At 44.5% G+C, this 24,736-nt stretch carries 26 protein-coding genes and 1 tRNA gene; 24 read left to right on the top strand and 3 right to left on the bottom strand.

Annotation, left to right across the window (positions count from 1 at the left end; all coding sequences use genetic code 11):
* The first annotated feature begins 1,061 nt into the window (after window positions 1–1,061).
* From rpmH to KAI37_RS26160, 11 genes are all read left to right on the top strand, one after another.
* Window positions 1,062–1,196 carry a 50S ribosomal protein L34 gene (rpmH, locus tag KAI37_RS26210; protein ID WP_007433250.1) on the top strand — a complete coding sequence of 45 codons (135 nt, stop codon included), beginning with the start codon at window positions 1,062–1,064 and terminating at the stop codon, window positions 1,194–1,196.
* 263 nt (window positions 1,197–1,459) lie between these two features.
* Window positions 1,460–1,810, top strand: coding sequence for a ribonuclease P protein component (gene rnpA, locus KAI37_RS26205; RefSeq protein ID WP_013312817.1), 351 nt, complete (start codon window positions 1,460–1,462; stop codon window positions 1,808–1,810).
* A 71-nt stretch (window positions 1,811–1,881) separates the two neighbouring features.
* Complete coding sequence (locus KAI37_RS26200) at window positions 1,882–2,748, top strand: YidC/Oxa1 family membrane protein insertase (RefSeq protein WP_013312816.1); 867 nt, start codon at window positions 1,882–1,884, stop codon at window positions 2,746–2,748.
* On the top strand, window positions 2,745–3,506 hold the full coding sequence (jag, locus tag KAI37_RS26195) for an RNA-binding cell elongation regulator Jag/EloR (RefSeq protein WP_025718873.1): 762 nt from the start codon (window positions 2,745–2,747) through the stop codon (window positions 3,504–3,506). The genes KAI37_RS26200 and jag overlap by 4 nt, the downstream gene beginning before the upstream one ends.
* 128 nt (window positions 3,507–3,634) lie before the next feature.
* Window positions 3,635–5,011 carry a tRNA uridine-5-carboxymethylaminomethyl(34) synthesis GTPase MnmE gene (gene mnmE, locus KAI37_RS26190; RefSeq protein ID WP_220030522.1) on the top strand — a complete coding sequence of 459 codons (1,377 nt, stop codon included), beginning with the start codon at window positions 3,635–3,637 and terminating at the stop codon, window positions 5,009–5,011.
* A gap of 95 nt (window positions 5,012–5,106) precedes the next feature.
* Window positions 5,107–6,996: a tRNA uridine-5-carboxymethylaminomethyl(34) synthesis enzyme MnmG gene (gene mnmG, locus KAI37_RS26185; protein WP_104497447.1), complete on the top strand. Its 1,890-nt coding sequence runs from the start codon at window positions 5,107–5,109 to the stop codon at window positions 6,994–6,996.
* On the top strand, window positions 6,996–7,718 hold the full coding sequence (gene rsmG, locus KAI37_RS26180) for a 16S rRNA (guanine(527)-N(7))-methyltransferase RsmG (protein ID WP_220030521.1): 723 nt from the start codon (window positions 6,996–6,998) through the stop codon (window positions 7,716–7,718). The genes mnmG and rsmG overlap by 1 nt, the downstream gene beginning before the upstream one ends.
* Before the next feature lie 431 nt (window positions 7,719–8,149).
* A complete protein-coding gene (noc, locus tag KAI37_RS26175; protein WP_013312811.1) occupies window positions 8,150–8,968 on the top strand; it encodes a nucleoid occlusion protein in 819 nt (272 codons plus the stop codon).
* A 186-nt stretch (window positions 8,969–9,154) separates the two neighbouring features.
* Complete coding sequence (locus tag KAI37_RS26170) at window positions 9,155–9,916, top strand: ParA family protein (protein ID WP_013312810.1); 762 nt, start codon at window positions 9,155–9,157, stop codon at window positions 9,914–9,916.
* Window positions 9,909–10,751 (top strand): ParB/RepB/Spo0J family partition protein, encoded by an 843-nt coding sequence (locus KAI37_RS26165; protein ID WP_013312809.1) that lies wholly within the window; start codon window positions 9,909–9,911, stop codon window positions 10,749–10,751. The genes KAI37_RS26170 and KAI37_RS26165 overlap by 8 nt, the downstream gene beginning before the upstream one ends.
* 198 nt (window positions 10,752–10,949) lie before the next feature.
* A complete protein-coding gene (locus KAI37_RS26160) occupies window positions 10,950–11,471 on the top strand; it encodes a DUF4446 family protein (protein ID WP_013312808.1) in 522 nt (173 codons plus the stop codon).
* Here the strand turns inward: KAI37_RS26160 and yyaC are convergent.
* Complete coding sequence (gene yyaC / locus KAI37_RS26155) at window positions 11,425–12,030, bottom strand: spore protease YyaC (protein ID WP_104497449.1); 606 nt, start codon at window positions 12,028–12,030, stop codon at window positions 11,425–11,427. The two genes, KAI37_RS26160 and yyaC, sit on opposite strands and share 47 nt — an antisense overlap.
* A 251-nt stretch (window positions 12,031–12,281) precedes the next feature.
* Between yyaC and KAI37_RS26150 the strand changes: the two genes are divergently transcribed.
* The 3 genes from KAI37_RS26150 (at window position 12,282) to KAI37_RS26140 (ending at window position 13,614) form a co-directional block, all read left to right on the top strand.
* Complete coding sequence (locus KAI37_RS26150) at window positions 12,282–13,232, top strand: mechanosensitive ion channel family protein (RefSeq protein WP_220030520.1); 951 nt, start codon at window positions 12,282–12,284, stop codon at window positions 13,230–13,232.
* A complete protein-coding gene (locus KAI37_RS26145; RefSeq protein ID WP_025723137.1) occupies window positions 13,222–13,446 on the top strand; it encodes a DUF951 domain-containing protein in 225 nt (74 codons plus the stop codon). Before KAI37_RS26150 ends, KAI37_RS26145 begins: the two co-directional genes overlap by 11 nt.
* Before the next feature lie 77 nt (window positions 13,447–13,523).
* A tRNA-Ser gene (locus KAI37_RS26140) sits at window positions 13,524–13,614 on the top strand.
* Window positions 13,615–13,834: 220 nt separating this feature from the next.
* Here the strand turns inward: KAI37_RS26140 and KAI37_RS26135 are convergent.
* Window positions 13,835–14,152 (bottom strand): hypothetical protein, encoded by a 318-nt coding sequence (locus tag KAI37_RS26135; protein WP_013312804.1) that lies wholly within the window; start codon window positions 14,150–14,152, stop codon window positions 13,835–13,837.
* A 366-nt stretch (window positions 14,153–14,518) separates the two neighbouring features.
* The gene (locus tag KAI37_RS26130) at window positions 14,519–14,713 is read right to left on the bottom strand and encodes a YjzC family protein (RefSeq protein ID WP_010346812.1); all 195 of its coding nucleotides are present in this window, start codon (window positions 14,711–14,713) and stop codon (window positions 14,519–14,521) included.
* 319 nt (window positions 14,714–15,032) lie between these two features.
* Here KAI37_RS26130 and rpsF point away from each other — a divergent pair, with 319 nt between their 5' ends.
* The 10 genes from rpsF (at window position 15,033) to KAI37_RS26080 (ending at window position 24,736) form a co-directional block, all read left to right on the top strand.
* Window positions 15,033–15,317: a 30S ribosomal protein S6 gene (rpsF, locus tag KAI37_RS26125; RefSeq protein ID WP_013312802.1), complete on the top strand. Its 285-nt coding sequence runs from the start codon at window positions 15,033–15,035 to the stop codon at window positions 15,315–15,317.
* 49 nt (window positions 15,318–15,366) lie between these two features.
* On the top strand, window positions 15,367–15,858 hold the full coding sequence (gene ssb, locus KAI37_RS26120; RefSeq protein ID WP_013312801.1) for a single-stranded DNA-binding protein: 492 nt from the start codon (window positions 15,367–15,369) through the stop codon (window positions 15,856–15,858).
* Window positions 15,859–15,879: 21 nt separating this feature from the next.
* Window positions 15,880–16,152 carry a 30S ribosomal protein S18 gene (rpsR, locus tag KAI37_RS26115; protein WP_013312800.1) on the top strand — a complete coding sequence of 91 codons (273 nt, stop codon included), beginning with the start codon at window positions 15,880–15,882 and terminating at the stop codon, window positions 16,150–16,152.
* A 523-nt stretch (window positions 16,153–16,675) separates the two neighbouring features.
* Window positions 16,676–18,415 (top strand): ABC transporter substrate-binding protein, encoded by a 1,740-nt coding sequence (locus KAI37_RS26110; RefSeq protein WP_071644153.1) that lies wholly within the window; start codon window positions 16,676–16,678, stop codon window positions 18,413–18,415.
* Between the two features lie 68 nt (window positions 18,416–18,483).
* On the top strand, window positions 18,484–19,446 hold the full coding sequence (locus KAI37_RS26105; protein ID WP_023991143.1) for an ABC transporter permease: 963 nt from the start codon (window positions 18,484–18,486) through the stop codon (window positions 19,444–19,446).
* 11 nt (window positions 19,447–19,457) lie between these two features.
* Window positions 19,458–20,381, top strand: a complete 924-nt coding sequence (gene opp4C / locus KAI37_RS26100) for an oligopeptide ABC transporter permease (RefSeq protein WP_071644151.1) — start codon at window positions 19,458–19,460, stop codon at window positions 20,379–20,381.
* A gap of 13 nt (window positions 20,382–20,394) precedes the next feature.
* Window positions 20,395–21,378: an ABC transporter ATP-binding protein gene (locus KAI37_RS26095; protein ID WP_025723142.1), complete on the top strand. Its 984-nt coding sequence runs from the start codon at window positions 20,395–20,397 to the stop codon at window positions 21,376–21,378.
* Window positions 21,375–22,340, top strand: coding sequence for an ABC transporter ATP-binding protein (locus KAI37_RS26090; RefSeq protein WP_071644149.1), 966 nt, complete (start codon window positions 21,375–21,377; stop codon window positions 22,338–22,340). Before KAI37_RS26095 ends, KAI37_RS26090 begins: the two co-directional genes overlap by 4 nt.
* Window positions 22,341–22,499: 159 nt before the next feature.
* On the top strand, window positions 22,500–23,441 hold the full coding sequence (locus KAI37_RS26085; protein WP_023991141.1) for a D-alanyl-D-alanine carboxypeptidase family protein: 942 nt from the start codon (window positions 22,500–22,502) through the stop codon (window positions 23,439–23,441).
* Between the two features lie 236 nt (window positions 23,442–23,677).
* Window positions 23,678–24,736: an LCP family protein gene (locus KAI37_RS26080; protein WP_071644147.1), complete on the top strand. Its 1,059-nt coding sequence runs from the start codon at window positions 23,678–23,680 to the stop codon at window positions 24,734–24,736.

Genomic DNA, 24,736 nt, shown 5'->3' with positions numbered 1-24,736 from the left:
AGACGTCACTCCTTTTAAATCCTGACATTTTACCGAATTAAGCTGCAGAGAGCTGCTCTCGGCGCTTCGGCAAAACGCCTAAAATCCCAAAAATGTTGTTGAAGGCCATAAAAAGACATACCGCCGCCTAAATCATGCGGCAGTGTGGTGAGAGAACGCAGCACAAAATGACCCTGAAAAATAGCTAATGGAAATTCCGCTGCTGATCAGCAGAAGAAAGGCGATATTTCTCAGGAGGGAATGTGCGGCACGATCCGTTCTCTTGATCCCGCAGGCCAAAACGGGACTGCAATATGTCGAAATCAAATGAAAAATGTAGAATATATCCCCAGAATCCCGAATCCGCACAAAAATAAAAAGATGGATAAATTGAACTTGTTCACAACTTTATCCACAGGGTGTTGATAATATGGAGGGTAAAACAACATATTCACATTCAAAAGTAATATCATCATAGCAAAAGAAGCCTTGTATTTCAATGACTCGTGGTTATTTATCCACAAATTCAATCTGTTGTGTACAATTTTTATTCACAACACAAGATATTGTTTATAATTTGTTCAGTTTTCGACAATAACTCTTTTTTACTCTAAAATGTTATGCACAGGTTATGACCAATTAAATCACAATTCAGTTCTTTTTGTGGATCTGTGCATAACAGCCGTTGCCTTTTGGTCACAGAGGCTTATTTTTCTGTTGAAAATTTCCGGTAACGTTTCCGACATTATTTTTGAACGAACCTGATAACGTCGATATGAAAATAGGATGGATTCAAGTTATAGAATGAATAAATGTAAAAAACAGTTTTTGGAGGAGCGAAAACGACAAATAGAATGCTGATGATGGAGGGGAAGTGAAAGAAATTTTATGAAGTAAGGGAATAAAAGAGTGAAGTGAGTGAGCGGGGGAGGCTTCCTGAATGCAAAAAGAGGGAGAGGATTCACAAGTACATTGACTTTGGCCGCTATTTGTGGTTAAATGTACAAAGGTGTTTTTTGTGGAGATTGCTACGTTAGGTATATTCCATATAAAACGTATTCCTTGTAAGGAGGTGCAGCACAATGAGACCGACTTTCAGACCGAATGTCAGCAAACGTAAAAAAGTTCACGGCTTCCGTAAAAGAATGAGCACGAAGAATGGCCGTAAAGTTTTGGCAGCTCGTCGCCAAAAAGGTAGAAAAGTATTGAGTGCGTAATGCGTGCATAAAGACCACTACGGTGGTCTTTTTTTTCATAATTGAGGTATTCAGGGATCGGATTCCTTCTTTTATTGTTGTAAAAATGTAGTGAAAGAAGAGGGGGAAGTCCAGCATCCTGTCCTATATTAGATGAAGCTTTTGAAAACGGATATAAAATAAGCGAGATTACCATGTTGGAATGTTGTCCATACTTCTTACTATATAAAAGGTAAAGGTTAGCTTACCGACATGTGTAAATGAGATGAGCAAGGAGAAGCGCCGTGCAAAAAAAATTGCGTCTACGAAACCGGGCGGACTTTGGGCGCGTATACCGCCATGGCAAATCTTTTGCCAACCATCAGTTTGTGGTGTACTGGTTCCGCCGCAGAGAGGTAGAGCAGTTCCGCGTCGGAATTTCGGCCAGCAAGAAGATCGGCAATGCAGTAGTTCGCAACCGGATGCGCAGAATCGTTAAGGAAATTGTGCGCCATCATGAGCATGAATTGGTGGAGCAGATTGACCTGATTTTTATCGTTCGTAAGGGTGCGGTTACAATGTCGTATCAAGAGCTGGAGAAAAGCGTGCTGCACGTTCTACGCAAAGCCTCGCTGCTCAAGTCTTCACGCCGATAGTCAGTATCTTTGTCCTACAGGATATGGTATGATTTACGTTGGAATGGATTGGTTAAGAAAGGGGTTATGAAGTGTCGCGTTTGAAGACTCAACGGGGAAAATGGTTCCTCCTGATTGCCTTATTGGCACTTGTTGCTGTGCTGTCCGGATGTGCTCAGACGGCCCACAATTCTTACACGACGGCAGACTTGGCCAATGGATCGTTTTGGCAAAGATATGTCGTTTACTGGTTTTCGTATGCGTTAGATACATTTGCCCAATGGTTTTCTGGAGAGTATGGCCTGGCCGTACTGATTCTGGTGATTATCGTGCGAACCATTATTTTGCCGCTTACACTCAAGCAAGTACGTAGTTCCAAAGCTATGCAGGCCATTCAGCCGCAATTAAAAGAAATTCAAGCGAAGTACAAGGATACGCCTGAAAAAGTCCAGCAAGAGACGATGAAGTTGTTCCAGGAAAATAAGGTCAACCCGATGGCTGGCTGTCTTCCTTTGGTAGTACAGATGCCAATTTTCATCGCGCTTTATAATGCCATTTATTATAACTCGGCATTGCGGGATCATGACTTCTTGTGGCTCCAGTTAGGTAAACCGGATCACTTGTTTATCCTGCCGATTTTGGCAGCGATTACGACATTTGTCCAAACCTGGATGATGATGAAAATGAATCCGACGCCGCAGCAGGGACCGATGCAATTTTTGCTGTACGTCTATCCGGTGCTGATTCTGTTTATGTCGTACAACTTCCCATCCGCTTTGCCGTTGTACTGGTTCTACAGTAATATTTACACGATCATTCAAAACTATTTCCTTTATCGGAATAAGGATAAAGAAGCAGCACTGGCGAATGTGAAAACAGCCAGTCTTGCGAAAACAGGTTCCTCCAATAGTAAGAAAAAAGGTGGCAAAAACACGAAGGGGGCTAAAAAGTCGAGATGACCAAAGTCGTGACATCAGGAAAAACCGTTGAAGATGCTGTAAGACAAGGACTCTCCCAGCTGGGAGTAAGCCGTGAACGGGTAACCGTAAGCGTGTTGGAACAGCCGTCAAAAGGATTCCTGGGGTGGCTCGGGGTCAAGAAGGCGAAGGTGGAGCTTACGCTGCTCTCTGAGCCGTCTCCTGAAACCACACACGCGGCTGAACCTCATGTATCGGCTCAAGCACCTTCTAGCGTGGGACAGGCTTTATCTGAAGAAACTGGGCCTGTTGCACAGGAAGCACAGATGAACATGGAAGCACCCTCGGGACATATAGATCCTTATGAAGAGGCGGTGCGTTTCATTCGTGAAACAGCAGCAGGAATGGGATTGGACGTTAAAGTTGATGTCCGCCACCGCAAGGATGAAAGTACACTGGATATCTCCGGTCCGTCACTCGGTATGTTGATCGGCCGCAGAGGACAGACATTGGATGCATTACAGTACCTGACGAATATCGTTGCCAACCGTCATTCTGACAAATTCATCCGAATTGTGCTGGATGCCGAGCAATTTCGTGCACGTCGGCAAAAAACGCTGGAGGATTTGGCAGATCGGTTGGCAAACCAGGCTATTCGTTATGGCAAGGAAGTGGTACTGGAGCCAATGCCGTCACAGGAGCGGAAGCTGATTCACGCCAAGCTCCAACAGCATGCGCTGGTTAGAACATACAGCAAGGGGGACGAGCCCAATCGGCGCGTCGTCATTGCTAAAAAATAATCCGACGCAATGGCTCTCTGCAAGATGCAGAAGCCATTGCTTTTTTTCTTATATTTCTCGCTGAAACGGCTGCCGTCCTTGATGAAGGACGGCAATGTCGTTTCTACTTGATAGGAGGTAGAAACTTTATGCTGAGCGATACTATAGCTGCCATTGCAACGGCTGTCGGCGAGGGCGGCATTGCAGTTGTACGGATCAGCGGTCCAGAAGCGGTCACGGAAGTGGAGGCTTTGTTCCGTAGTAAAACGCCTCTAAGCAAGGCTCCAACTCACACGGTACATTATGGACATATAATAGATCCTCAAAGCCAGGAAAAGGTGGAGGAAGTTTTAGTTACAGTGATGCGGGCGCCACGCTCTTTTACGACAGAAGATGTCGTAGAAATCAGCACTCATGGCGGGGTCGTAGCCGTTAAACGGGTGATGGATTTACTATTGCTGCAAAATATACGTCTGGCTGAGCCCGGTGAATTTACGAAACGTGCTTTTTTGAATGGTCGTATTGACCTGAGTCAGGCGGAGGGTGTCATTGACTTGATTCGCTCGAAATCAGATAAAGCTTTTTCGGTGGCTTTGAAGCAGGTGGATGGACAACTGTCCCAGAATATTCGTCGCTTGCGTCATGTTTTGGTGGAGACACTTGCTCATATTGAAGTGAACATTGATTATCCTGAGCATGATGTTGAATCTTTTACATCTGATTTAATCAAGGATAAAAGCAGTCAGGTTATGACGGAAATTGATCGGCTGCTGCATACGGCGGAGCAGGGAAAGATTTTACGTGAAGGGCTGACCACAGCGATTGTTGGAAGGCCAAATGTGGGCAAATCGTCACTGCTGAACACATTGGCTCAGGGCGAGCGGGCAATTGTGACCGATATTCCGGGTACAACCCGTGACGTTATTGAGGAATATGTGACGATTAATAGTATTCCGCTCAAGTTGCTGGATACAGCTGGGATTCGTGAAACGATAGACGTAGTGGAGCGGATCGGAGTAGAACGTTCGAGAACGGCGGTTACTGAAGCGGACCTACTGCTCATCGTCATTAACGCCAACGAACCACTGCATGAGGATGAAATGGCATTAATGGAACAAATCCGCGGTAGACAAGCGATTGTCATTATGAATAAAATGGACTTACCGGCCCAAGTAGACCGGGATTTGTTGCTGCGTTATGTTCCCGAAGAGCTTATCGTACCGATGTCTGTGAAGGAAAATGAGGGAGCGGACCGACTGGAGCAGGCTATATCAAATTTATTCTTTAGCGGCAAGCTGGAATCAGCGGATATGACATATGTCAGCAACGTACGGCATATTGCTTTGTTGAAGAAGGCGCGCCAATCGCTGGTAGATGCCTATGAAGCCGCTGATCAATTTGTTCCTATCGACATGATCCAGATTGATGTAAGGCTGGCATGGGAGCATTTGGGTGAGATTGTAGGCGATACTGCGCATGATGCGCTAATAGATCAAATATTTTCACAATTTTGTCTGGGCAAATAGAACTTTCAAGCATGGCTGATATAAGCCTGCTATCGTTATATATACAAGAGCATATTCGGCGTGAAGACCGGAATGTATAAGGAGGTAAGAAAGGTATGGGTTACCAAGGAGGCGACTATGACGTAATTGTCGTAGGCGCGGGCCATGCGGGCGTAGAATCAGCCTTGGCAGCAGCGCGGATGGGCTGCCGCACGTTGATGATCACAATTAACCTGGATATGGTCGCGTTCATGCCCTGCAACCCGTCTATTGGCGGTCCTGCAAAAGGGCATGTGGTGCGAGAAATTGATGCACTGGGCGGCGAAATGGGTCGGAATATCGATAAGACGTTTATCCAAATGAGAATGTTGAATACTGGTAAAGGTCCCGCGGTTCATGCATTGCGTGCACAAGCAGACAAGTTCTCTTATCAGCATGCGATGAAGGAAACGATGGAAAAGGAACCGAATCTGACATTACGCCAAGGTATGGTTGAAGAGCTGATTATGGAAGACGGTCATTGCGTAGGTGTAATTACGAAGACGGGCACAGAGTATCGAAGTAAAGCAGTTGTCCTGACCACAGGCACTTATCTGCGCGGAAAAATCATTATGGGCGAGCTGATGTATGAGAGTGGTCCGAACAATCAACAGCCTTCGTTGAGATTGTCTGAGCATTTGAGAGAGCTGGGTTTTGATCTGGTTCGATTTAAGACAGGAACGCCGCCACGTGTGCATAAGGACACGATTGATTTTAGCAAAACTGAAATACAACCGGGTGATGATCAACCGAAGTTCTTTTCCTATGAAACGAAGTCTTCAGATAATGAACAGCTTCCTTGCTGGCTGACATATACTTCAGTAGAAACACATCAGATTATTAATGATAATTTGCACCGTGCGCCCATGTTCTCTGGTCTGATTGAAGGAACGGGACCACGTTATTGCCCATCCATTGAAGATAAGGTGGTACGTTTCAGTGATAAGCCTAAGCACCAAATCTTTTTGGAGCCTGAAGGTAAAAACACATCTGAATACTATGTTCAGGGCTTGTCGACCAGCTTGCCAGAGGATGTGCAATTAGCTGTGCTGCGTTCGATTCCGGGGATGGAAAAGGTAGAGATGATGCGCAATGGCTATGCTATCGAATATGATGCAATGGTACCTACGCAGTTATGGCCTACTTTGGAAACGAAGAAAGTCCCAGGCTTGTTCACAGCAGGTCAGATTAACGGTACCTCCGGTTACGAAGAAGCTGCGGGTCAAGGGATTATGGCAGGGATTAATGCAGCTCGCAAGGTGCAGGGCAAAGAGCCTGTAGTATTGGACCGTTCGCAAGGCTACATTGGGGTTCTGATCGACGATCTGGTGACGAAGGGTACGAATGAGCCTTATCGCTTGCTGACGTCGCGTGCAGAATACCGTCTGTTGTTGCGTCATGATAACGCGGACCTGCGATTGACTCCGATCGGGCATGATATTGGTCTAATTACGGATGAACGATACGAGCGCTTTTTGGATAAAAAGCAAAAGGTAGAGCAAGAGATTGAACGTTTACGCTTGGCGAAGGTTCGTCCGGTTGATATAAATGAGATGCTGGAGCAAGGCGGATCTGCACCAATACAGGATGGAAGTAATTTGTTAACGGTGCTGCGTCGACCAGAGATCAGTTATGCGCAAGTAGCACAAATCTCGCCTTCACCTATAGCTCTTACTGAGGAAGAACAGGAGCAGGTGGAAATCCAAATTAAGTATGCGGGCTACATTGAAAAGCAATTGATGCATGTTGAGCGTCTGCAAAAGATGGAGAAGAAGAAGCTCCCAGAGGATATTGTATACAGTGAAGTTCAAGGACTGGCCATTGAAGCCAAGCAGAAACTTGAAAAGATCCGTCCGATGTCGATTGGCCAAGCATCCCGTATTTCGGGTGTAACTCCTGCAGATATTTCCATTTTGCTGGTTTATCTGGAGCATTATAACCGCGTAACGGCAGCAAGGGGATCATAATGGACGCGATACAACAGCAATTTAAGCAGCGGCTGGCAGAGCATAGTATTGTGATTAATGACAGTCAGTTAGAACAGTTTGAAACATATTACCGTGTGCTAGTTGAGTGGAATGAAAAAATGAACCTGACGGGTATTACTGAGCGCGATGCAGTGTACACCAAGCATTTTTATGATTCTCTTTCCCTGGCCTTTTATGTTCCGTTAAATGATGTGGAAAGCCTGGCTGATATTGGGTCAGGTGCGGGTTTTCCGGGCATTCCTTTGAAAATCTGCTTTCCGCAGATTCAGTTGACTATTGTAGACTCGTTGAACAAACGTATACAATTCTTGGCACATGTGGTAGAACAGTTGGGTTTGGAAAATGTTGAACTGGTTCATAGCAGGGCAGAGGAATTGGGGCGTAAACCAGGATACCGCGATAGCTATGATCTAGTGACAGCCAGAGCGGTTGCCCGCCTCGCGGTACTGAATGAATTTTGTTTGCCGTTTGTCCGTGAAGGAGGACACTTTGCCGCGATGAAGGGCAGTGATCCTACAGAGGAAATTAAGGAAGCTTCCTACAGCTTGAAAGAGCTAAAGGGAAAAATCAAACATGTTCAGGCCTTCCAGCTACCTGTTGAAGATGCAGCCAGACATATGATTATTATTGAGAAAAGAGCGGCTACACCACGAAAATATCCACGTAAGCCGGGTACTCCTTTGAAGGCGCCGTTAGTGTAAATGTTTGAAAGAAAGTGAATGTTTCACGTGAAACATTCACTTTTTTTATGGCTGATAGACTCTTTACATAAAAGACTCTTAGCTATCATGCGTTCTTGTTTACATTTGGGGAAGAAGATGGATGATAGTTACCAAAGAAGATGCATAATTTATTCTCTGATCCTTCCGAAAAGCTGGTAGAGACGATAGGATTATGGCTGGAAAAGTGATAGAATAGAGATAATCGTTTTAATGTAAGTTGACTGCTCCTGTACCCATGAATTCAGATATACATATAGGGGAGTGGGACAACAAATGTCAGGGGAGTACGTGGAGTGTACCCGCTTACGGCGCTGTTTCATATAAAAGGGTCTACGATCCGCGTAAGGAACTGTTTTTCACGAAGCGCTGTTAGTATGGTGCTATTATGAAATTAGGTGGTATTATACGGAATGAAAGAACAATTTTCCAAGCTATTTGGTTTGACGGAGCGATCTACTGGGGACGAAATAAAACAAATTCCAGTTCGGGATATTGTCAGCAGTCCTTATCAGCCCCGTACCATATTTGACGATGAGAAGATTGATGAGCTATGCCAGACCATTAAGACGCATGGTGTAATTCAACCGATTGTCGTTCGTTTCCGTAATGGACAATATGAGATTATAGCAGGGGAACGTCGTTGGAGAGCTGTCACCAAGCTGGGTATGGAAACTATTCCAGCCATTGTTCGTGAGTTTAATGATTCACAAGCTGCATCCATCGCGTTGATTGAGAATCTTCAACGGGAAGGGTTAACTGCGATTGAAGAGGCTGTTGCTTACCAAAAGCTGATTGACCTACATCAGCTCACCCAGGAAAGCCTCGCTCAACGACTTGGTAAAAGCCAATCCACTATTGCTAACAAGATACGGCTGCTTCATCTGCCGGAGAGAGTGAAAGAGGCTCTAATGGAACGGAAGGTGTCCGAGCGTCATGCTCGTGCATTATTGTCATTAGAGACCGAAGAACTACAGTACAAGGTTTTAGATGAAGTCATTGCCAAGGAACTCAATGTGAAACAGACAGAGGCACGAGTTGCCTTTTATAAACAAGTATCCACGAATAAGAAATCGAAGCGGATTTCCTTTACCAAGGATGTCCGACTTGCGCTGAATACGATACGTCAATCCATTGATATGGTGTCTGGCTCAGGCTTGGATATCAAAACCAAGGAATCTGATCATGAGGATCACTATGAGATTGTCATTCAAATTCCCAAACGTAAGTAAGGGATGAAGCGTACAGGCGGCAGCAATTGCCGCTTTTTCTGTCTAACGCCGAATAAAACCGCAGCATACTCAATTCTATTCTGAAATTGCCGTTATCCGTAAGTTAAGGACTAAGTAACGTCTCCATAGAGCGTTTTGTAGTTATGGAGTGTAGCAGGATTCCGATTAAATTATGAGGTGAATGAAGTGTCAAAAATAATAGCCGTAGCCAATCAAAAGGGCGGAGTAGGCAAAACAACTACTTCCGTTAATTTGGGCGCCGGACTTGCTTCCCTCGGCAAAAGGGTATTGCTCGTGGATATCGACCCGCAAGGTAATACAACCAGCGGTGTGGGTATCAATAAGGCGGATGTGGCAAATTGCATTTATGATGTACTTATTAACGAGGTTGATCCTAGCGAAGCTATTATGAGTACACAGGTTGAGGGATTAGATATTATTCCGGCAACCATTCAGTTAGCAGGCGCGGAAATTGAACTGGTGCCGACCATTTCTCGCGAATTGAGATTAAAAAGATCGCTTCAACTCGTTAAGCATAATTATGATTATATATTAATTGATTGCCCGCCATCTCTAGGTATTTTGACGCTTAATTCATTGACGGCTTCCGATTCAGTCATTATTCCAATCCAGTGTGAATATTACGCATTGGAAGGATTAAGTCAATTGTTGAATACCGTGCGATTAGTGCAAAAACATCTGAACACCTCTTTGCAAATTGAAGGTGTGTTGTTAACCATGTTTGATGCCCGCACGAACTTGGGTATTCAGGTGATTGAAGAAGTGAAAAAGTATTTTCAAAGCAAGGTTTATCAGACGATTATTCCACGCAATGTGAGACTCAGCGAAGCACCATCACATGGCCAGTCCATTATTACGTATGATCCCCGTTCCCGTGGGGCAGAGGTATATATTGAGTTGGCAAAGGAAGTGGTATCTTATGAGTAAACGGTTGGGAAAAGGACTTGATGCACTCATTCCCTCCCTTACAGTCAATGAAGAGGATAAGGTTGTTGACATTCCGCTCAGCCAGTTGCGTGCGAATCCGTACCAACCTCGAAAAACGTTTGATGAAGAGTCCATTAAGGAATTAGCCGAATCCATTCGTCAGCACGGTGTTATCCAACCTATTATTGCACGTAGTGTATTGCGAGGATATGAAATCATAGCCGGGGAAAGACGTTTTCGGGCTTCTCAATTTTGTGGGAATCCGACTATACCTGTAGTTGTTCGCAATTTTACGGATCAGCAGGTGATGGAGATTGCCCTGATTGAGAATTTACAGCGTGAGAATTTGAATGCAATGGAAGTGGCAGTAGCTTATCAGGGATTAATGGATCAGTTTTCTTTAACTCAGGAAGAGTTGTCCATGAAAGTGGGAAAATCACGTTCTCATATTGCCAATTTCCTTCGCTTGCTCGCATTGCCTGAAGAAGTTAAAGATCATGTTTCACGTGGAACATTGTCTATGGGACATGCCAGAGCTATTGTTGGGCTCAAAGATCCAGACATGGTGAAACAGTTAGCACAGCAATGTATTGAACAGCAGTGGAGTGTTCGCGAACTGGAGGAAGCTGTACAGCAGTTGGATCATAAGCCTGGTGAGGCGAAAGCCAAAACAAAGGTGCGAAAAAAGGACCCCTATATTGACCATATGGAAGAGTCCCTGCGTGAACGCTTTAAAACAACTGTGAAGATCAAGCACAATAAGGATAAAGGCAAAATTGAATTGAATTATTACAGCCAGCAGGATTTGGAAAGATTACTGGAGCTATTACAGTAGTTTGTTGAAATATGGACATGTCTCCTTGAGCAAAATGGAAAGTGAGATATGTCTTTGCTTTGTCTGGAATTGCAGGAATTAGAATGGTTTTGATGGATAAACTAATAGCCTTGTGTTATTTGTTTCGCTGTTCTCAAACGTATAAAATATAAGTATGCAGTAACATGATTTTTGAGGTAGAGGAGTAGAAGCAAGCATATGGCTGAATTGAATGGACTAATCATGGAACAGCTTGCCGGAATCGTTGCAGGGATCGTGCTTATTTTGCTCATCTTGTTGATTGTTATTATCGTGCAGGGTGCAAAGCTGAAGAAGATGCGGCGAAAGTATGAAACCATGATGGCAGGCAGCGGTGTCGAGAATTTGGAAACGCTGCTGATTGATTTGAAGGTACAGATGGATACGATTGAGGATGAGCAGGAAACCCATCGTGCAAGTATGAAATCACTACGTAGTAAACTGACTGGCTTGAAGGGACATATAGGTATCAAACGCTATAATGCCTTTGGTGAGAGAGGAAGCGATTTAAGCTTTTCTCTGGCTATTGTAGACGACAATCAGGATGGTATGGTTTTAACCGGCATTTATAACCGAGATGGCTCATATGTGTATGCCAAGCCTCTAGAAGCGGGACAATCCACCTATTCCTTATCACCTGAAGAAAAAGAAGCCGTTACTCTTGCGCAGCAAGCAGGACAGAACGGTAATGCCACTCCTTAATCGCGGAGTATAGGCTGCCAGCAATGATATCTGATAATTTCATTACCAAATTTAGTCTCGTATTTTGCAGTACGAAGTATTCCATGAAGCCGCCGACGTTAACGATACCAGTCAAATGGATATCGCCGACCGGCGGTAATTCTTTATTTACACCTGCCCCAGGCTTGAGAGGACCATCTGAAACCTGAATGCATCCAACGCTGGAGGTTTGTCCAAGACATGCATCTATACCAATGATATAAGGCTGTTCATATCGGGCTTGTATGCTATTCAGCGTCGTTTGCAGGTTCATAGCATGTACAGGCTCCTCTAATGTACCGTATAGGTTAAACAGAGGGCTTTTGTAGCGTGATAAATGCGTACCTACGAGCGGACCCAGGCAATCTCCAGTAGAACGGTCGGTGCCGATGCAAATAATGACGATATTTTGCAGACTCGGCGCCTGATGCAGATGGAACAGCAGACGATGGATGATGGCTGATTGGATCCCGGGGTCTGTGTGTGATATTTTTAAGCTTAGGGGTTCTTGCCCCGGAATGAAGTCAGATGGATGAGTCATGGAATCTTCCTTTCGCTCTGTAATGGAGTGTGAAGGTTGCGCTCGCTGTACCTTGGAGAATAACAATTAGCCTGCGGGTAACATTTATTCTCAAGATAGTAGCTAGTATATGGATAAACTTGTGCTTTTATACTCGAAGGAAGTAGATTATTCATAGCCATATGTTTAAAGTCAGTAGATAAGCTTATATAGTAGGAAATAGAATTTGGGAAGCAGGAAGAGTAGTTCCCTTGTTTAAGGAGGAATACAGCATGACCTTTATACATTGGTTGGCCGGTAATTTAGAAACCGATGACGTAGTGAAAGGTGCGATTCACTGGAAGGATGTTGTATGGAAATGGCTTACCGATAGTGCGATGTGGTCGGCCTTTTTGTTTGTAATTTTGAAAATCGCGATTATTTTTATCATCACACGTATCTTTATTCGAGTTATTAATAAAATTATAGATAAGTCGATGCAACAAAAAGGAGATAACGGCAGGTTCCGATTGAATACAAGGCGGTTAACGACTGTTGGGGAACTGCTGAAAAATGTAACCAATATTGTATTTAATTTCATCTTAATTATGCTGGTGCTATCTCAAATGGGTATTAATCTCGGCCCTCTGATTGCTGGAGCTGGAGTGCTTGGATTAGCCGTTGGTTTTGGGGCACAGAGCTTGGTTAAGGATGTAATTACCGGATTCTTTATTATTTTTGAGGATCAATTTGCCGTAGGAGACGTCATTCAGACAGGTACTTTCAAGGGTACAGTGGAAATGATCGGGCTGCGTACAACCAGACTGGTGAGCTGGAAAGGTGAGGTGTACATTTTACCAAACGGCTCAATTACAACGGTAACGAACTTCTCCATGTCCAACGCGTTGGCGGTAGTGGATGTGCCAATGAAGGCCGAGCGGAGCCTGGAGGAAGCAGTTGGTTTGGTAAAACAGGCAATCGAAGGCATTGAAGAGTCCAATGTACAGATACTTAATATACCAGATGTGTTAGGGGTTCAGTCCATGACTACCTCAGAGTATATTGTGCGTGTTGTGGCAGAATGTATGCCAAATACAGGGGCCGTGGTAGAGCGTGATATTCAGAATAACATCAAGAAGGCCCTAGAGGATGAGGAACATCGTCAGGCCGCCTTGGAGACGGCGATAACCCTAGAAAAAGAAGATGAGCAAGGAAGAAAAGGGGGAGAGAAGGGTGGAGCGTAAGTCATTTGAACTAGGGGACATTGTACAGATGAAGAAGCCTCATCCGTGTGGAACGAATGAAATGGAAATTATCCGCATGGGGATGGATATTCGAATCAAATGTGTCGGTTGCCAGCATAGTGTGCTGATTCCGCGTGCCAAGTTCGAAAAGAATATGAAGAAAGTGCTGCGATCAAAGGCCAACGCCGACGAGCAAAACACGGAAGCAAATTGAGCCAAGAAGGATGAATGGCGATGAACCAGAATCAACTTGCGTCACAGTTGCAATGATGATATAATTATCCTTGCTGCGGAAAGGTACCCAAGAGGTCTAAGGGGGCTGACTCGAAATCAGTTAGGCGTCGCAAGGCGTGCGTGGGTTCGACTCCCACTCTTTCCGCCACTAACTTCATTTAATAAACCAATCTCTTACGTCTGTGACGTAGGGGATTTTTTGTTTGTGAATAAAAGGTCAACAGACTGTGATAAGTGAAAAGACTAAGATAAACCAAGAAGGTAAGATGGAAGAAATGATTAAGAGTCTATTGGGGGATGAATAAGGCGTGATAACAAAAAAATGCTCCTGACAGCAGAGAAACATTGCCGTTAGGAGCACTCTTTTGTTATAGCTGGTTAGGCGGGTAGTGATAGCGTTTTGTTTTTTTTGAGCCAGAGATCATCAGAAGGATCGCTGCAATCAAATGGAGAGCCCAGCCTACAAAGGGTATCCAGGCCAGCAAAGAAGTGAGTACCCCCCATACAGAGCCGTAGATCGCCTCCTGATTGCGTAACGACAGGATAAGTGTTACTGCATGCAGGACAAGCATAAATCCCAGAGCCGAGTAGCCGGTCCCCATGACAATAGCTCCCCCCACAATCGGTACGGCAAGCACCAATTCGAATATACCTGATATCCACTTTAATATTCGAGAATAGCTCATCTTTAAACCTCCGTAGATAGTAGGTCTTTGTACTTGGATATATTCTAGCAGAAGGAGCTGAATTAATCTGCATTTTACCAGTATATGCAAAAAGTCCGATAATGCAACAAAGGAGGACCACAAAGGTCCTCCATCGTAGGCGATACATTTTTAACAGGATACGATCTGTCCAATCACATCATGAAACTCGGTGTACTGACAAGCAATACCGTGTTGAAAAGACAGTGTCCTTTTACACAAACCTAACGCTTCTAATGCCCGGAATGGATCTCCTAACAGTCTGTCCGGCTACGTCGTCCAACGGAACCACACCTCTCTGTTGTACCGCCTAATCATAATATGGCCAGGATAGCGAGGAAATATACATTAGTGGACACGAGCTTTCGTTTTTTTCTTCCATTTGCGATTATGGTTGGTGGTCTCTGGAAAAGAGTCGCCTCTTTCCAGCGTTACTTGCTGCGGGTTTTGGATTTCAGTATGGAAGCTCTTTTCTCCGACCTCCATGTATACGCCGTCGTTTGGGACCTTATCCCCTGGTTCGAACTCAGTCTTTTCACCCATACGGTTGTGCCTCCTTAGATAAATGAATTTGGACTGCAACGGTTATTGTGCGCTGTCTTGAACAGAAACATGCGAAACCGGGTATACAGATAGTGAGTGAATCAAATGATTTCCTTTATATATGCGAAATTTTTGATGTTCTATAAAATTGTATAAAGCATGATGATATGCAGTGTTTTTAGCCGTTTTAGGCTTGTGTATTGAATTTGTAGGTTGCATTCAGTTGTTGGATTTGGTAAACTGTTTTAGTGCGAGCTTAGGCTCGTTCCTTGCTCTCAACTGAGATTGAGGGCCTTATGTCCATAAGGAGGTGTAAAGAATGCGCAAATATGAAGCGATGTATATTATTCGTCCTGACATTGAACAAGAAGCTGTTCAAGCGACAGTCGATAAATTCCAAGGTATCATCTCTAACGGCGGTGGCGAAATTACGAGTCACGATGTAACTAAACGCCGTCTTGCGTATGAGATCAAGAAATTCCGTGATGGTTCTTTCGTTCTGGTAAACTTCACAGCAGAACCTGCTGTTGTTACTGAGCTTGAGCGTATCATGAAAATTTCTGACGAAGTAATTCGTTATCTCATTACGAACGACGTAGCTTAATTATTGTACGTGATTATGTAATGAACAACGCTCAAAGGAGGGGATTGGATTGTTGAACCGTGTCATTCTGATCGGTCGTTTGACCAAAGATCCAGAGCTGCGCTATACACCGTCTGGTGTAGCAGTAACCCAGTTCACCCTGGCTGTAGACCGTCCGTTTACGAGTCAAGGCGGCGAACGGGAAGCGGATTTCTTGCCGATCGTAACCTGGCGTCAGCTTGCTGAAACATGCGCTAACTATCTTCGCAAAGGTCGTTTAACGGCTGTTGAAGGCCGTGTTCAGGTGCGTAATTATGAGAACAATGAAGGAAAACGTGTATACGTGACTGAAATTGTAGCTGATAATGTGCGTTTCTTGGAATCTAACCGCGATGGCGGTAACGGTGGCGGCAATAGCGGTGGAGCTGCGCGTGAGGAGTCTCCTTTCGGAGGCGGTAACAGCAATAGTGGACGCGGGAATAATAACTCGCGAAACAATCAGGATCCTTTTTCCGATGACGGAAAACCGATCGATATTTCGGATGATGATTTACCATTTTAATTGGGAAAGGACTGACAAAGAATGGGCTTCAGACAAAGAGAAGGCGGAGACGATAACAAAAGACCAGCTCGTCGTGGTGGTCGCAACAAACGTCGTAAAGTATGTTTCTTCACTGTGAACAAAATTACTCACATTGACTATAAAGATACAGACCTGCTTAAAAAATTCATCAGCGAACGTGGAAAAATTCTTCCTCGTCGTGTGACTGGAACAAGTGCGAAATATCAACGTATGTTGACAATCGCTGTTAAACGTTCCCGTCAAATCGCATTGCTTCCTTACACTACTGAATAGTAGTGGATGGAAAAAAGAGACGTTCCCGATCCCGGGAGCGTCTTTTTTCGTGATTTTTTATATTGACAACAAGTCCCATCTATTGTAACTTACTAATAATACAATCCATGTTTACCCATAAACCATACTATACCTTTTAATGGCTTGTGAAATTGCAAGCTCCCCAACTCGCCAGAGTAAACATTTCGGCCTTCTTAAATGTTATTTTATATTACATGAAATCCTGTTTTTTGTCATTTTCCACAAGTAAAATTCATAAACTTTACATAAATAGATATTTTGCATTTTTATATTACATAAAAAAAGATATTGACGTGATATTATTTTACACTTAAGATAAACCTTAATAAAAATGTAATGGTTGTTAGCGCACGAAATTGACCAGAGGTCTAAAACACGTGTTTACGCTATTAAGGCAGTAAGGAGGATGTGCAACTTCATTTTCAAACCTCAAGCTTTAACGAATCACCGCAGGAATGAGACAGGCTGTTAAATAAAGAACCGACTAAGGGGGATTAACAGGATGATGCAGACGAAGAAATGGGTTTCTTTGCTTATGATGCTTACGATCGTTGGTGTTCTGTTTGCAGGATGTAGCGGAGGTGCTAATGAGGCACAGCCACAGCAAGGCAATGCGGACAATAAAACAGAGGGAAATGAAGGAAGTGTGCCTGTTACGGAGGGCGTTATTAAAGCGACTGATCTGACGCAAAATCCTCCCGGAGCGACTAATCGGAAAGATAACATTGTAGTAGGTATGACATCACCTAAAGGGGTATTTAACCCGCTATTCTGGCAAACGACCTACGATTTATATGTAGTCAGAACAGTATTTGATTCCTTCTTACAGGTGAAGGCGGATGGTACATATGAAAATAGCTTGGCTGACAAGGTTGATGTATCGCCGGATGGTCTAAAATATACATTCCATCTGAAACCAGGCGTGAAGTATAGTGACGGTACCCCAGTAACAGTGAAGGATTATGCTTTTGTCCTCAAGGTACTGCATGATCCAAATTATGACGGAGAAACAGATGTATTATCTTTTAAGATTAAAGGCGGTAAAGAGTATCACGATGGCAAGGCGAATGATATCTCTGGTATCAAAGTCATTGATGATAATACAGTAGAGGTAACCGTTACAGAAGCAACAGCGTATACAAAGGATTTTCTGGGTGAGCAATACTTCATGCCAGAAGCTTATTATGGAAAAGGATTCAAAAAGGGTAACCTGGACAGCATCAAGGCACTTAATAATAAGCCGATCGGCTCTGGTCAGTATGTACTGAAGAGCTTCTCCCCGGGTCAACAAGTCGTATTTGATGCGAATCCAAACTACTTCAAAGGCGCACCAAAAGTGAAGTCAGTCATTTTCAAAACAACAACAGAAGAAACAAATCTGTCTATGCTGCAAACAGGTGAAACGGACATGGACAACATCACAGTTACTGAAGACAATGTAGAGGAATTAAAGGCGTTGGGCTTCTTGGACGTGAATATTATGCCGACAAACGGCTATGGATATATTGCGTTTAATCATAAGGAAAAGAAATTTAAGGACCCTAAAGTACGTCAGGCTCTAACGATTGGCTTAAACCGTAAGGAGATTGTGCAGGGCGTGTATGGTCCATATGCGAATGTTATTAACATTCCACAATCTACAGAATCTTGGTCTTATACGGATGAAGGTATCAACAAATATGAATTTGATACAGCTAAGGCGAAGGCTTTGCTGGATGAAGCAGGCTGGAAGGTTGGTGCTGACGGAATCCGTGAGAAGGACGGCGAAAAGCTGACCATTAACTTCTCTGCAACTGCTGATAATCCAGTAGTAGAGGCCTTACTGCCGATCATGTCCAATAACTATAAGGAGCTAGGCATCAAGCTGACTTCCGAAACTTTAGATTTTAACGCCATTATGGATAAAAAGGACACAGGCAAGTTTGATATGTTCTTCGCGGCTTGGGGCTTAACACCAGACCCGGATACAACGACTTTTATTTCGAATGGTGCACAAAATGATATCGGCTATTCCAATAAGAAGGTCGATGAACTAACGGTTGCTGGTAAGCATGAGCTGGATCAAGAGAAACGCAAATTGATTTACAAACAGCTCTATCAAGAGCTGAACAAAGATCTACCAACTATTTTTATGTACCAACGCAGAGATATGTGGCCAGTTAATGGACGTGTATCTGGCTTAGAAATTACGCCATACAAAGATTTTGAGTTCACTCTGCATAACGCTCAGATCGCTCAATAAGGGTTGCCAATCGTATGCTCAGCTCTCACGAGCTGGGCATATCACTTTATTCGTCTGGAGGAATGAATATGAAGCAGTACATTATTCGAAGACTGCTGCAACTCATCCCCACACTTATTGGCATATCCATTATCGTATTTGCGATTTCAGCCATGGTGCCGGGTGATTATATTACAGCCAAGCAGAACCCGAATATGACGGCCGAAAAGGCGCAGCAGCTACGACATATCTACGGGCTGGATAAACCGGAGTACCAACGCTATTTTATATGGGCCGGTAATATGTTAAAGGGGAATATGGGGGATTCATTACAGCATAAGCAGCCGGTAACGAAGGTCATTGGCAATTATGTATGGAACTCATTTATTATCGCTTTTTTTAGTCTTATATTTAGCTGGTTGATTGCGGTTATTGCAGGGGTATTTTCAGCCAAGTTCCAATATTCGTTATTCGATAAGTTTGTCACATTATTCATTTTCTTATGTATGTCGCTACCTTCATTTTTTATTGGTCTATTGGTCATCAAAATATTTGCCCTGGAGTGGGGAATTCTCCCGGTTGGGGGCATGACCACAGCAGGAATGGAGCCAGGCTCGTGGGCTTATATGGTGGATGTTCTCAAGCATATGTTCCTGCCGACGCTCGTACTTACGATGCTGAGCACAGGAAGTCTGACCCGGTATTTCCGTACAGGCATGTTGGAGGTCATTCGTCAGGATTATATTCGTACCGCACGCGCCAAAGGGTTGAAGGAACGTACGGTTATTTTCAAGCACGCACTGCGCAATGCACTGATTCCAGCCATCACACTACTTGGCTTCGAGCTTCCGGCCTTATTTGGTGGGGCGATGATTCTGGAGAAGGTATTTGTGTGGCCGGGTGTGGGTCAGGTCTATCTGGAGTCGATTAGTATGCGGGATTATCCGTTTATGTTGGGCTTCACGATTTTCTTAGCGTTGCTTACGCTTATCGGTAATTTGCTCTCTGATGTATTGTATGGCATGGCAGATCCAAGAATTCGCTTGAAGTAGGAGGGATACTATTGTCCGCAGAAACAGTCACGATTGAAACGAATCAAAAGGCGGCGATCCGTCCTGAAGCGTCTCCATGGAGAATCGCCGTTCGCCGTTTTAACCAAAACCGTCTGGCTTTGGCTGGTCTCGTTATATTAATTCTGATGGTTATCATTTGTATATTTGGACCGATGATTTCACCTTATCATTTAGATGATTACAAGCTAGCTGACAAAAATTTATCGCCTAATGCTAAGTACTGGCTTGGTACAGATAAGTTTGGTAGAGATATTTTGCTGCGTACGATGCTGGCCGGCCGTATTTCCTTGACGGTGGGACTAGTCGCCACGTTTATTTCGGTCATGATCGGAGCAACGTTGGGTGCGCTGGCAGGGTTTTATCGTAAAGGCGTGGATACGGTTATTATGCGGATTGCCGATATTTTCATGGCACTCCCTACATTACCGCTGCTTATTATTTTAGGTGCTGTTCTGTCGGATTTGAAGGTCGATCCGTCGAATCGCATTTATTTTCTGATGCTCATTATCGGGGTCTTGAGCTGGACTAGCTTGTCTCGTCTGGTCAGGGGGCAGATTCTTACGCTGCGTGAACAGGAGTTTATGCAGGCGACGGAAGCGCTAGGCTTGAGAGACCGTCGCAAAATATTCCGACATTTGCTGCCGAACACGATTCCTACCATTATTGTTACGGCTACGCTTGGAGTAGCGGGTGCGATTATTACAGAATCTGCGCTCAGTTACTTGGGAATCGGCGTTGTGCCGCCCACACCTTCGTGGGGGAACATGATATCGGCTGCAAATAACCTAATTGACTTCCGCAAACGGCCTTGGATATGGGTCCCACCGGGAATGTGTATTCTAATTACAGTTGTAGCAATTAACCTAATTGGCGACGGTTTGCGTGATGCGCTGGACCCTAAAATGAAGAAGTAGGAGACGAACGTTTATGGAAAATGCTTTGATTGAATTTCGTAACCTGAAAACCCACTTTCATACCTCTAACGGAACTGTCAAAGCGGTCAATGACGTCAGTTTTAAAATTCGTGAGGGTGAAACGCTCTGTGTGGTAGGAGAATCTGGCTGCGGTAAGAGTGTAACAGCGATGACGATGATGCGGTTGATTGATTCTCCCCACACCTCAGACGGACAAATCTGGTTTGAGGGCAAGGACCTTCTAAAACTCAATAAGGGTCAAATGCAGCAAATTCGCGGCAATGACATCTCGATTATTTTTCAGGAGCCGATGTCTTCTCTGAATCCCGTGCTTACGATTGGGGAACAGATCACGGAGCCGTTGCTGATGCATACATTAATGAGTAAAAGAGAAGCACATGCTCGGGCAATTGAGCTGATTAATTTGGTGGGGATTTCACGATCGGAAGAAATATTTCATTCCTATCCTCATGAATTGAGTGGCGGTATGCGCCAGCGGATCATGATTGCCATCGCATTAAGCTGTAATCCGAAGTTATTGATTGCGGATGAACCAACAACGGCACTGGATGTTACGATTCAGGCACAGATTCTGGATTTAATGCGGGATTTGAAGGATAAGCTTAAAACGTCCATTATGCTCATCACCCACGACTTGGGTGTCGTGGCAGAAATGGCTGATTATGTGGTCGTTATGTATGCTGGAAACGTCATTGAAGAGGCGCCTGTCATTGAGCTGTTTAAAAATCCGCAGCATCCATATACTCAAGGCTTATTAAAGGCGAAGCCCGTCATTAATCAGAAAATGGATCGACTGTATTCCATCCCAGGACAGGTTCCAAACCCAATTGAGTTGGGGGAAAATTGTCATTTCCATGATCGGTGCTCCCACTGTATGCAAATCTGCAAGGATCAGGCTCCTCCTTTGAATGAAAAGGAGAATGGTCATAAGGTTGCCTGCTGGCTATATGAGAAAGAAGGAGGGCAACGGATATGAGCGAGCCTTTGATTCAAGTGGAAGGGTTGAAAAAGTATTTCCCGATCACAGGCGGGATTTTTCAGCGTACTGTCGGACATGTGAAAGCAGTCGATGATGTATCCTTTAACATTCATAAGGGTGAATCCTTCGGTCTGGTAGGAGAATCGGGTTGTGGCAAAAGTACGATTGGACGTACGATTCTCAGATTGATGGATAAGACCGAGGGATCGGTACGATACAAAGGCGAAGACTTGCACGCGTTAAACAAAGAGCAGATTCGTGCGCTTCGTCCGAAGTTGCAAATCGTCTTTCAGGACCCTTTTAGCTCACTGAATCCGAGAATTAAGGTCGGCGAAGCCATTGGTGAGGCGTTGCTGGATCACGGGTTGATTGATCGTAGTGAGCTGCGGAAGAGGGTCAATGAAACGCTGAATATTTGTGGGCTGTCCTCGTATCATTATGATCGGTATCCGCATGAGTTCTCTGGCGGCCAGCGTCAGCGGATCGGGATTGCAAGGGCTTTGATTTTGAATCCTGATTTTATTGTGGCTGATGAGCCGGTATCTGCTCTAGATGTGTCTATTCAGGCCCAGATTATTAACTTGTTAAGTGATTTGCAGCAGGAACGCCAATTGACCTATCTGTTCATCTCGCATGATCTAAGTGTAGTCGAGCATCTGTGTAGCCGGATTGGTGTGATGTATTTAGGTTCAATGGTAGAGCTTTCCTCCAAGGAGGAACTGTTCAGTAATCCGCTTCATCCGTACACGAAGGCGCTGCTATCGGCAGTACCGATTCCTGATCCCACGATCAAGAGACAACGGATTGTGTTGAAAGGAGACATCCCATCTCCGGCCAATCCGCCTTCAGGATGCAAGTTTCATACACGTTGTCCTATGGCAGAAGCACGTTGTAAAACAGAGATTCCGGTATACCGCGATGCGGGCGATCAGCATTTTGTAGCCTGTCATTTTGCCTAAAATATAATAATTAGGAAGCAAAATATCCGTCATTCTGAAAGCAGCATTGACGGATATTTTGTCGTGAAATAAAAAAGGTAAAAAAATTGTATCTTTTTTTCGAAAAATTGCAGACAAAATGGATTTTTCATCGTCTAATAAAGTATGGAGGTTATTACGATGATGAAAAAACATTGGTTACGTTGGGCTATTGTCGTCCCGGTACTTATTATATTGATTTTTATTACGCTTGGACCCCGACTGTTGATCGGAAAGCCGAATGTGGATGCAGAGGCTGCGGTGCTGATGGACATGCATACTGGGGAATTACTGATGGATGTGAACGGCGATACGCCTATGCCTTCCGCAAATATGTCTAAGCTCATGACTGAGCTATTGGTGCTGGAGGATATTCGGGCCGGACGGTTAGGCTGGAATGATGAAGTGCGAATTAGCCGTTACGCGAGTACGGTGGGCGGTGTAAATCTGTCCCTCCGGTATGGTGAAAGGATGACCGTATCCGAATTGTTCCAGAGTATGGTTGTGTATTCAGCGAATGATGCCGCTGTCGCGTTAGCGGAGCGTTCAGCAGGGAATGAATCAGCTTTTGTGAAGCGTATGAATGGAAAAGCTGCCCAAATCGGGTTGTCATCCGATAGTCGCTTCAGCAATGCCTCTGGGGCAGGTCAGAGTGAATTGGGGCCAAATCACCCTGAGGATATTCGGGGAGAAACGAAAATGACAGCAAGCGACACGGCGAAGTTGGCCTCCTATTTGATTACGTCACACCCGGAGATTTTGAGAACGTCCAGCCGTACACAGATGGAGTTGAAAGATAAAGGCATCTACATTAGTAATACGAACTGGATGCTGCCTTCCTTGGCTGGACCGTACTCTTACGCGGGAACGGACGGACTGAAAGCAGGGTACACAAGCGATGCTGGATACTGCTTCACGGGTACAGCTGAGCAGCATGGAAGACGGCTAGTTGCTGTGGTGCTGGGTGCACCGAGCAAGGAGGAGCGTTTTGAGCAGACCCGGAGGTTGTTCGATTATGGTTTTGCCCTGTCGACTTCTTTCCCGGTGCGACTGCAAAATTTGGTGAAACTGGCTCCACATTAAGGTGAAAAATGATTTTGAAAGCTACATAGGATACGAATATAAACATGAATTTGGGCTTTGACCGTGAGGTCGAAGCCTTTTTTGGTATGAATTTGAGAAGCTGACCACGCCATGATACTTTTGACAACAAGGTAGCAGACCTTTTATGCTTTGAGGGGAAGTTTTCGCTTCATGAGGGACCAATTCGGTTTAATGAAGAGATGGGATTTGTGACGGAAAGAAGGAAGGTACCTGTTATGGAGAGAAGACATAAGAGAAGGACCAGTGGAAAGCCCAAAAAGAAAAAGAGGTTTACCGCTCTATATATTTCATGTATTGTTTTATTTTTGATTGCAGTGGGAGGCTACCTATTCCGCAAACAGCTGACACTGGTGGCTTTTGAGTGGTTTGTATCACCGACGTTGGAAAGCAAGCTGGAGAAATCCTATCAACCGCGACAATCCGGGGAACAGCAACAGCAAGAGACAGTAGCTTACCGTAAGGAACCTTTTTCGGTGCTGTTACTGGGTACAGATGAAAGGCCAAATGAAAAGGCCCGTGGTCGTTCAGATACGGTTATGTATGCAGTAGTACGGCCCGCAGAATCGCGTGTGCTTTTGATTTCCATTCCAAGGGATACGTACGTACAGATTGTTGGACATGATCCGAATCGCGATGGCGAGGATGATTTTGATAAGTTGGGGCATGCTTATGCGTTCGGAGGCGCAGATATGTCCATGGCTACAGTAGAGAAGTTGATGGAGCATAAGGCCGATTATTATGCTACGATTAATTTCCAGGGTATTCAGGAGGCGGTGAACGCAGTGGGTGGAGTTGTGCTTCCCATCGACAAGCCCATTGAGAATAAGAACCCGCTGCATATCAAGTTCCGTATTGAGGCGGGCAAGCCGCTTTATAATGGTGAGGAAGCCATGTATTATGTTAGATATCGGGAAGATAGCGACTTCAACCGCACAAAACGGCAGCAAATTTTCTTGAACGCTATGGCGGATAAGTTACTGAATATCAACGGAATTACCAAAATCCCGGAGTTGCTCGATATTATGGGAGCCAATTTCAAAACCGATATGGAACCTACTTTTATTACTGGGCTTGGCAAGCAGGCTATTTCGCAGGGGAATCCACAAATTTCAAGTTTTACGATTACGGGGGAAGGGTTCAAGAAGAAGGGCCTGTATTATGACCGGGCTAATGAACAGGAACTTGAATATGCCAGACTTATGATTGCGAACTGGCTAGATTCCGATACAACCCCGCAGACGCTGAGGCTTCCCGACAAGCAGGACATTCAGTGA

Source organism: Paenibacillus sp. S25 (assembly GCF_019454085.1).
In the GTDB taxonomy this organism is placed as follows: Bacteria; Bacillota; Bacilli; order Paenibacillales; family Paenibacillaceae; genus Paenibacillus; species Paenibacillus polymyxa_B.
The sequence above is the reverse complement of the archived record's forward strand: the minus strand, read 5'-3'. Positions and strand labels throughout refer to the sequence as shown.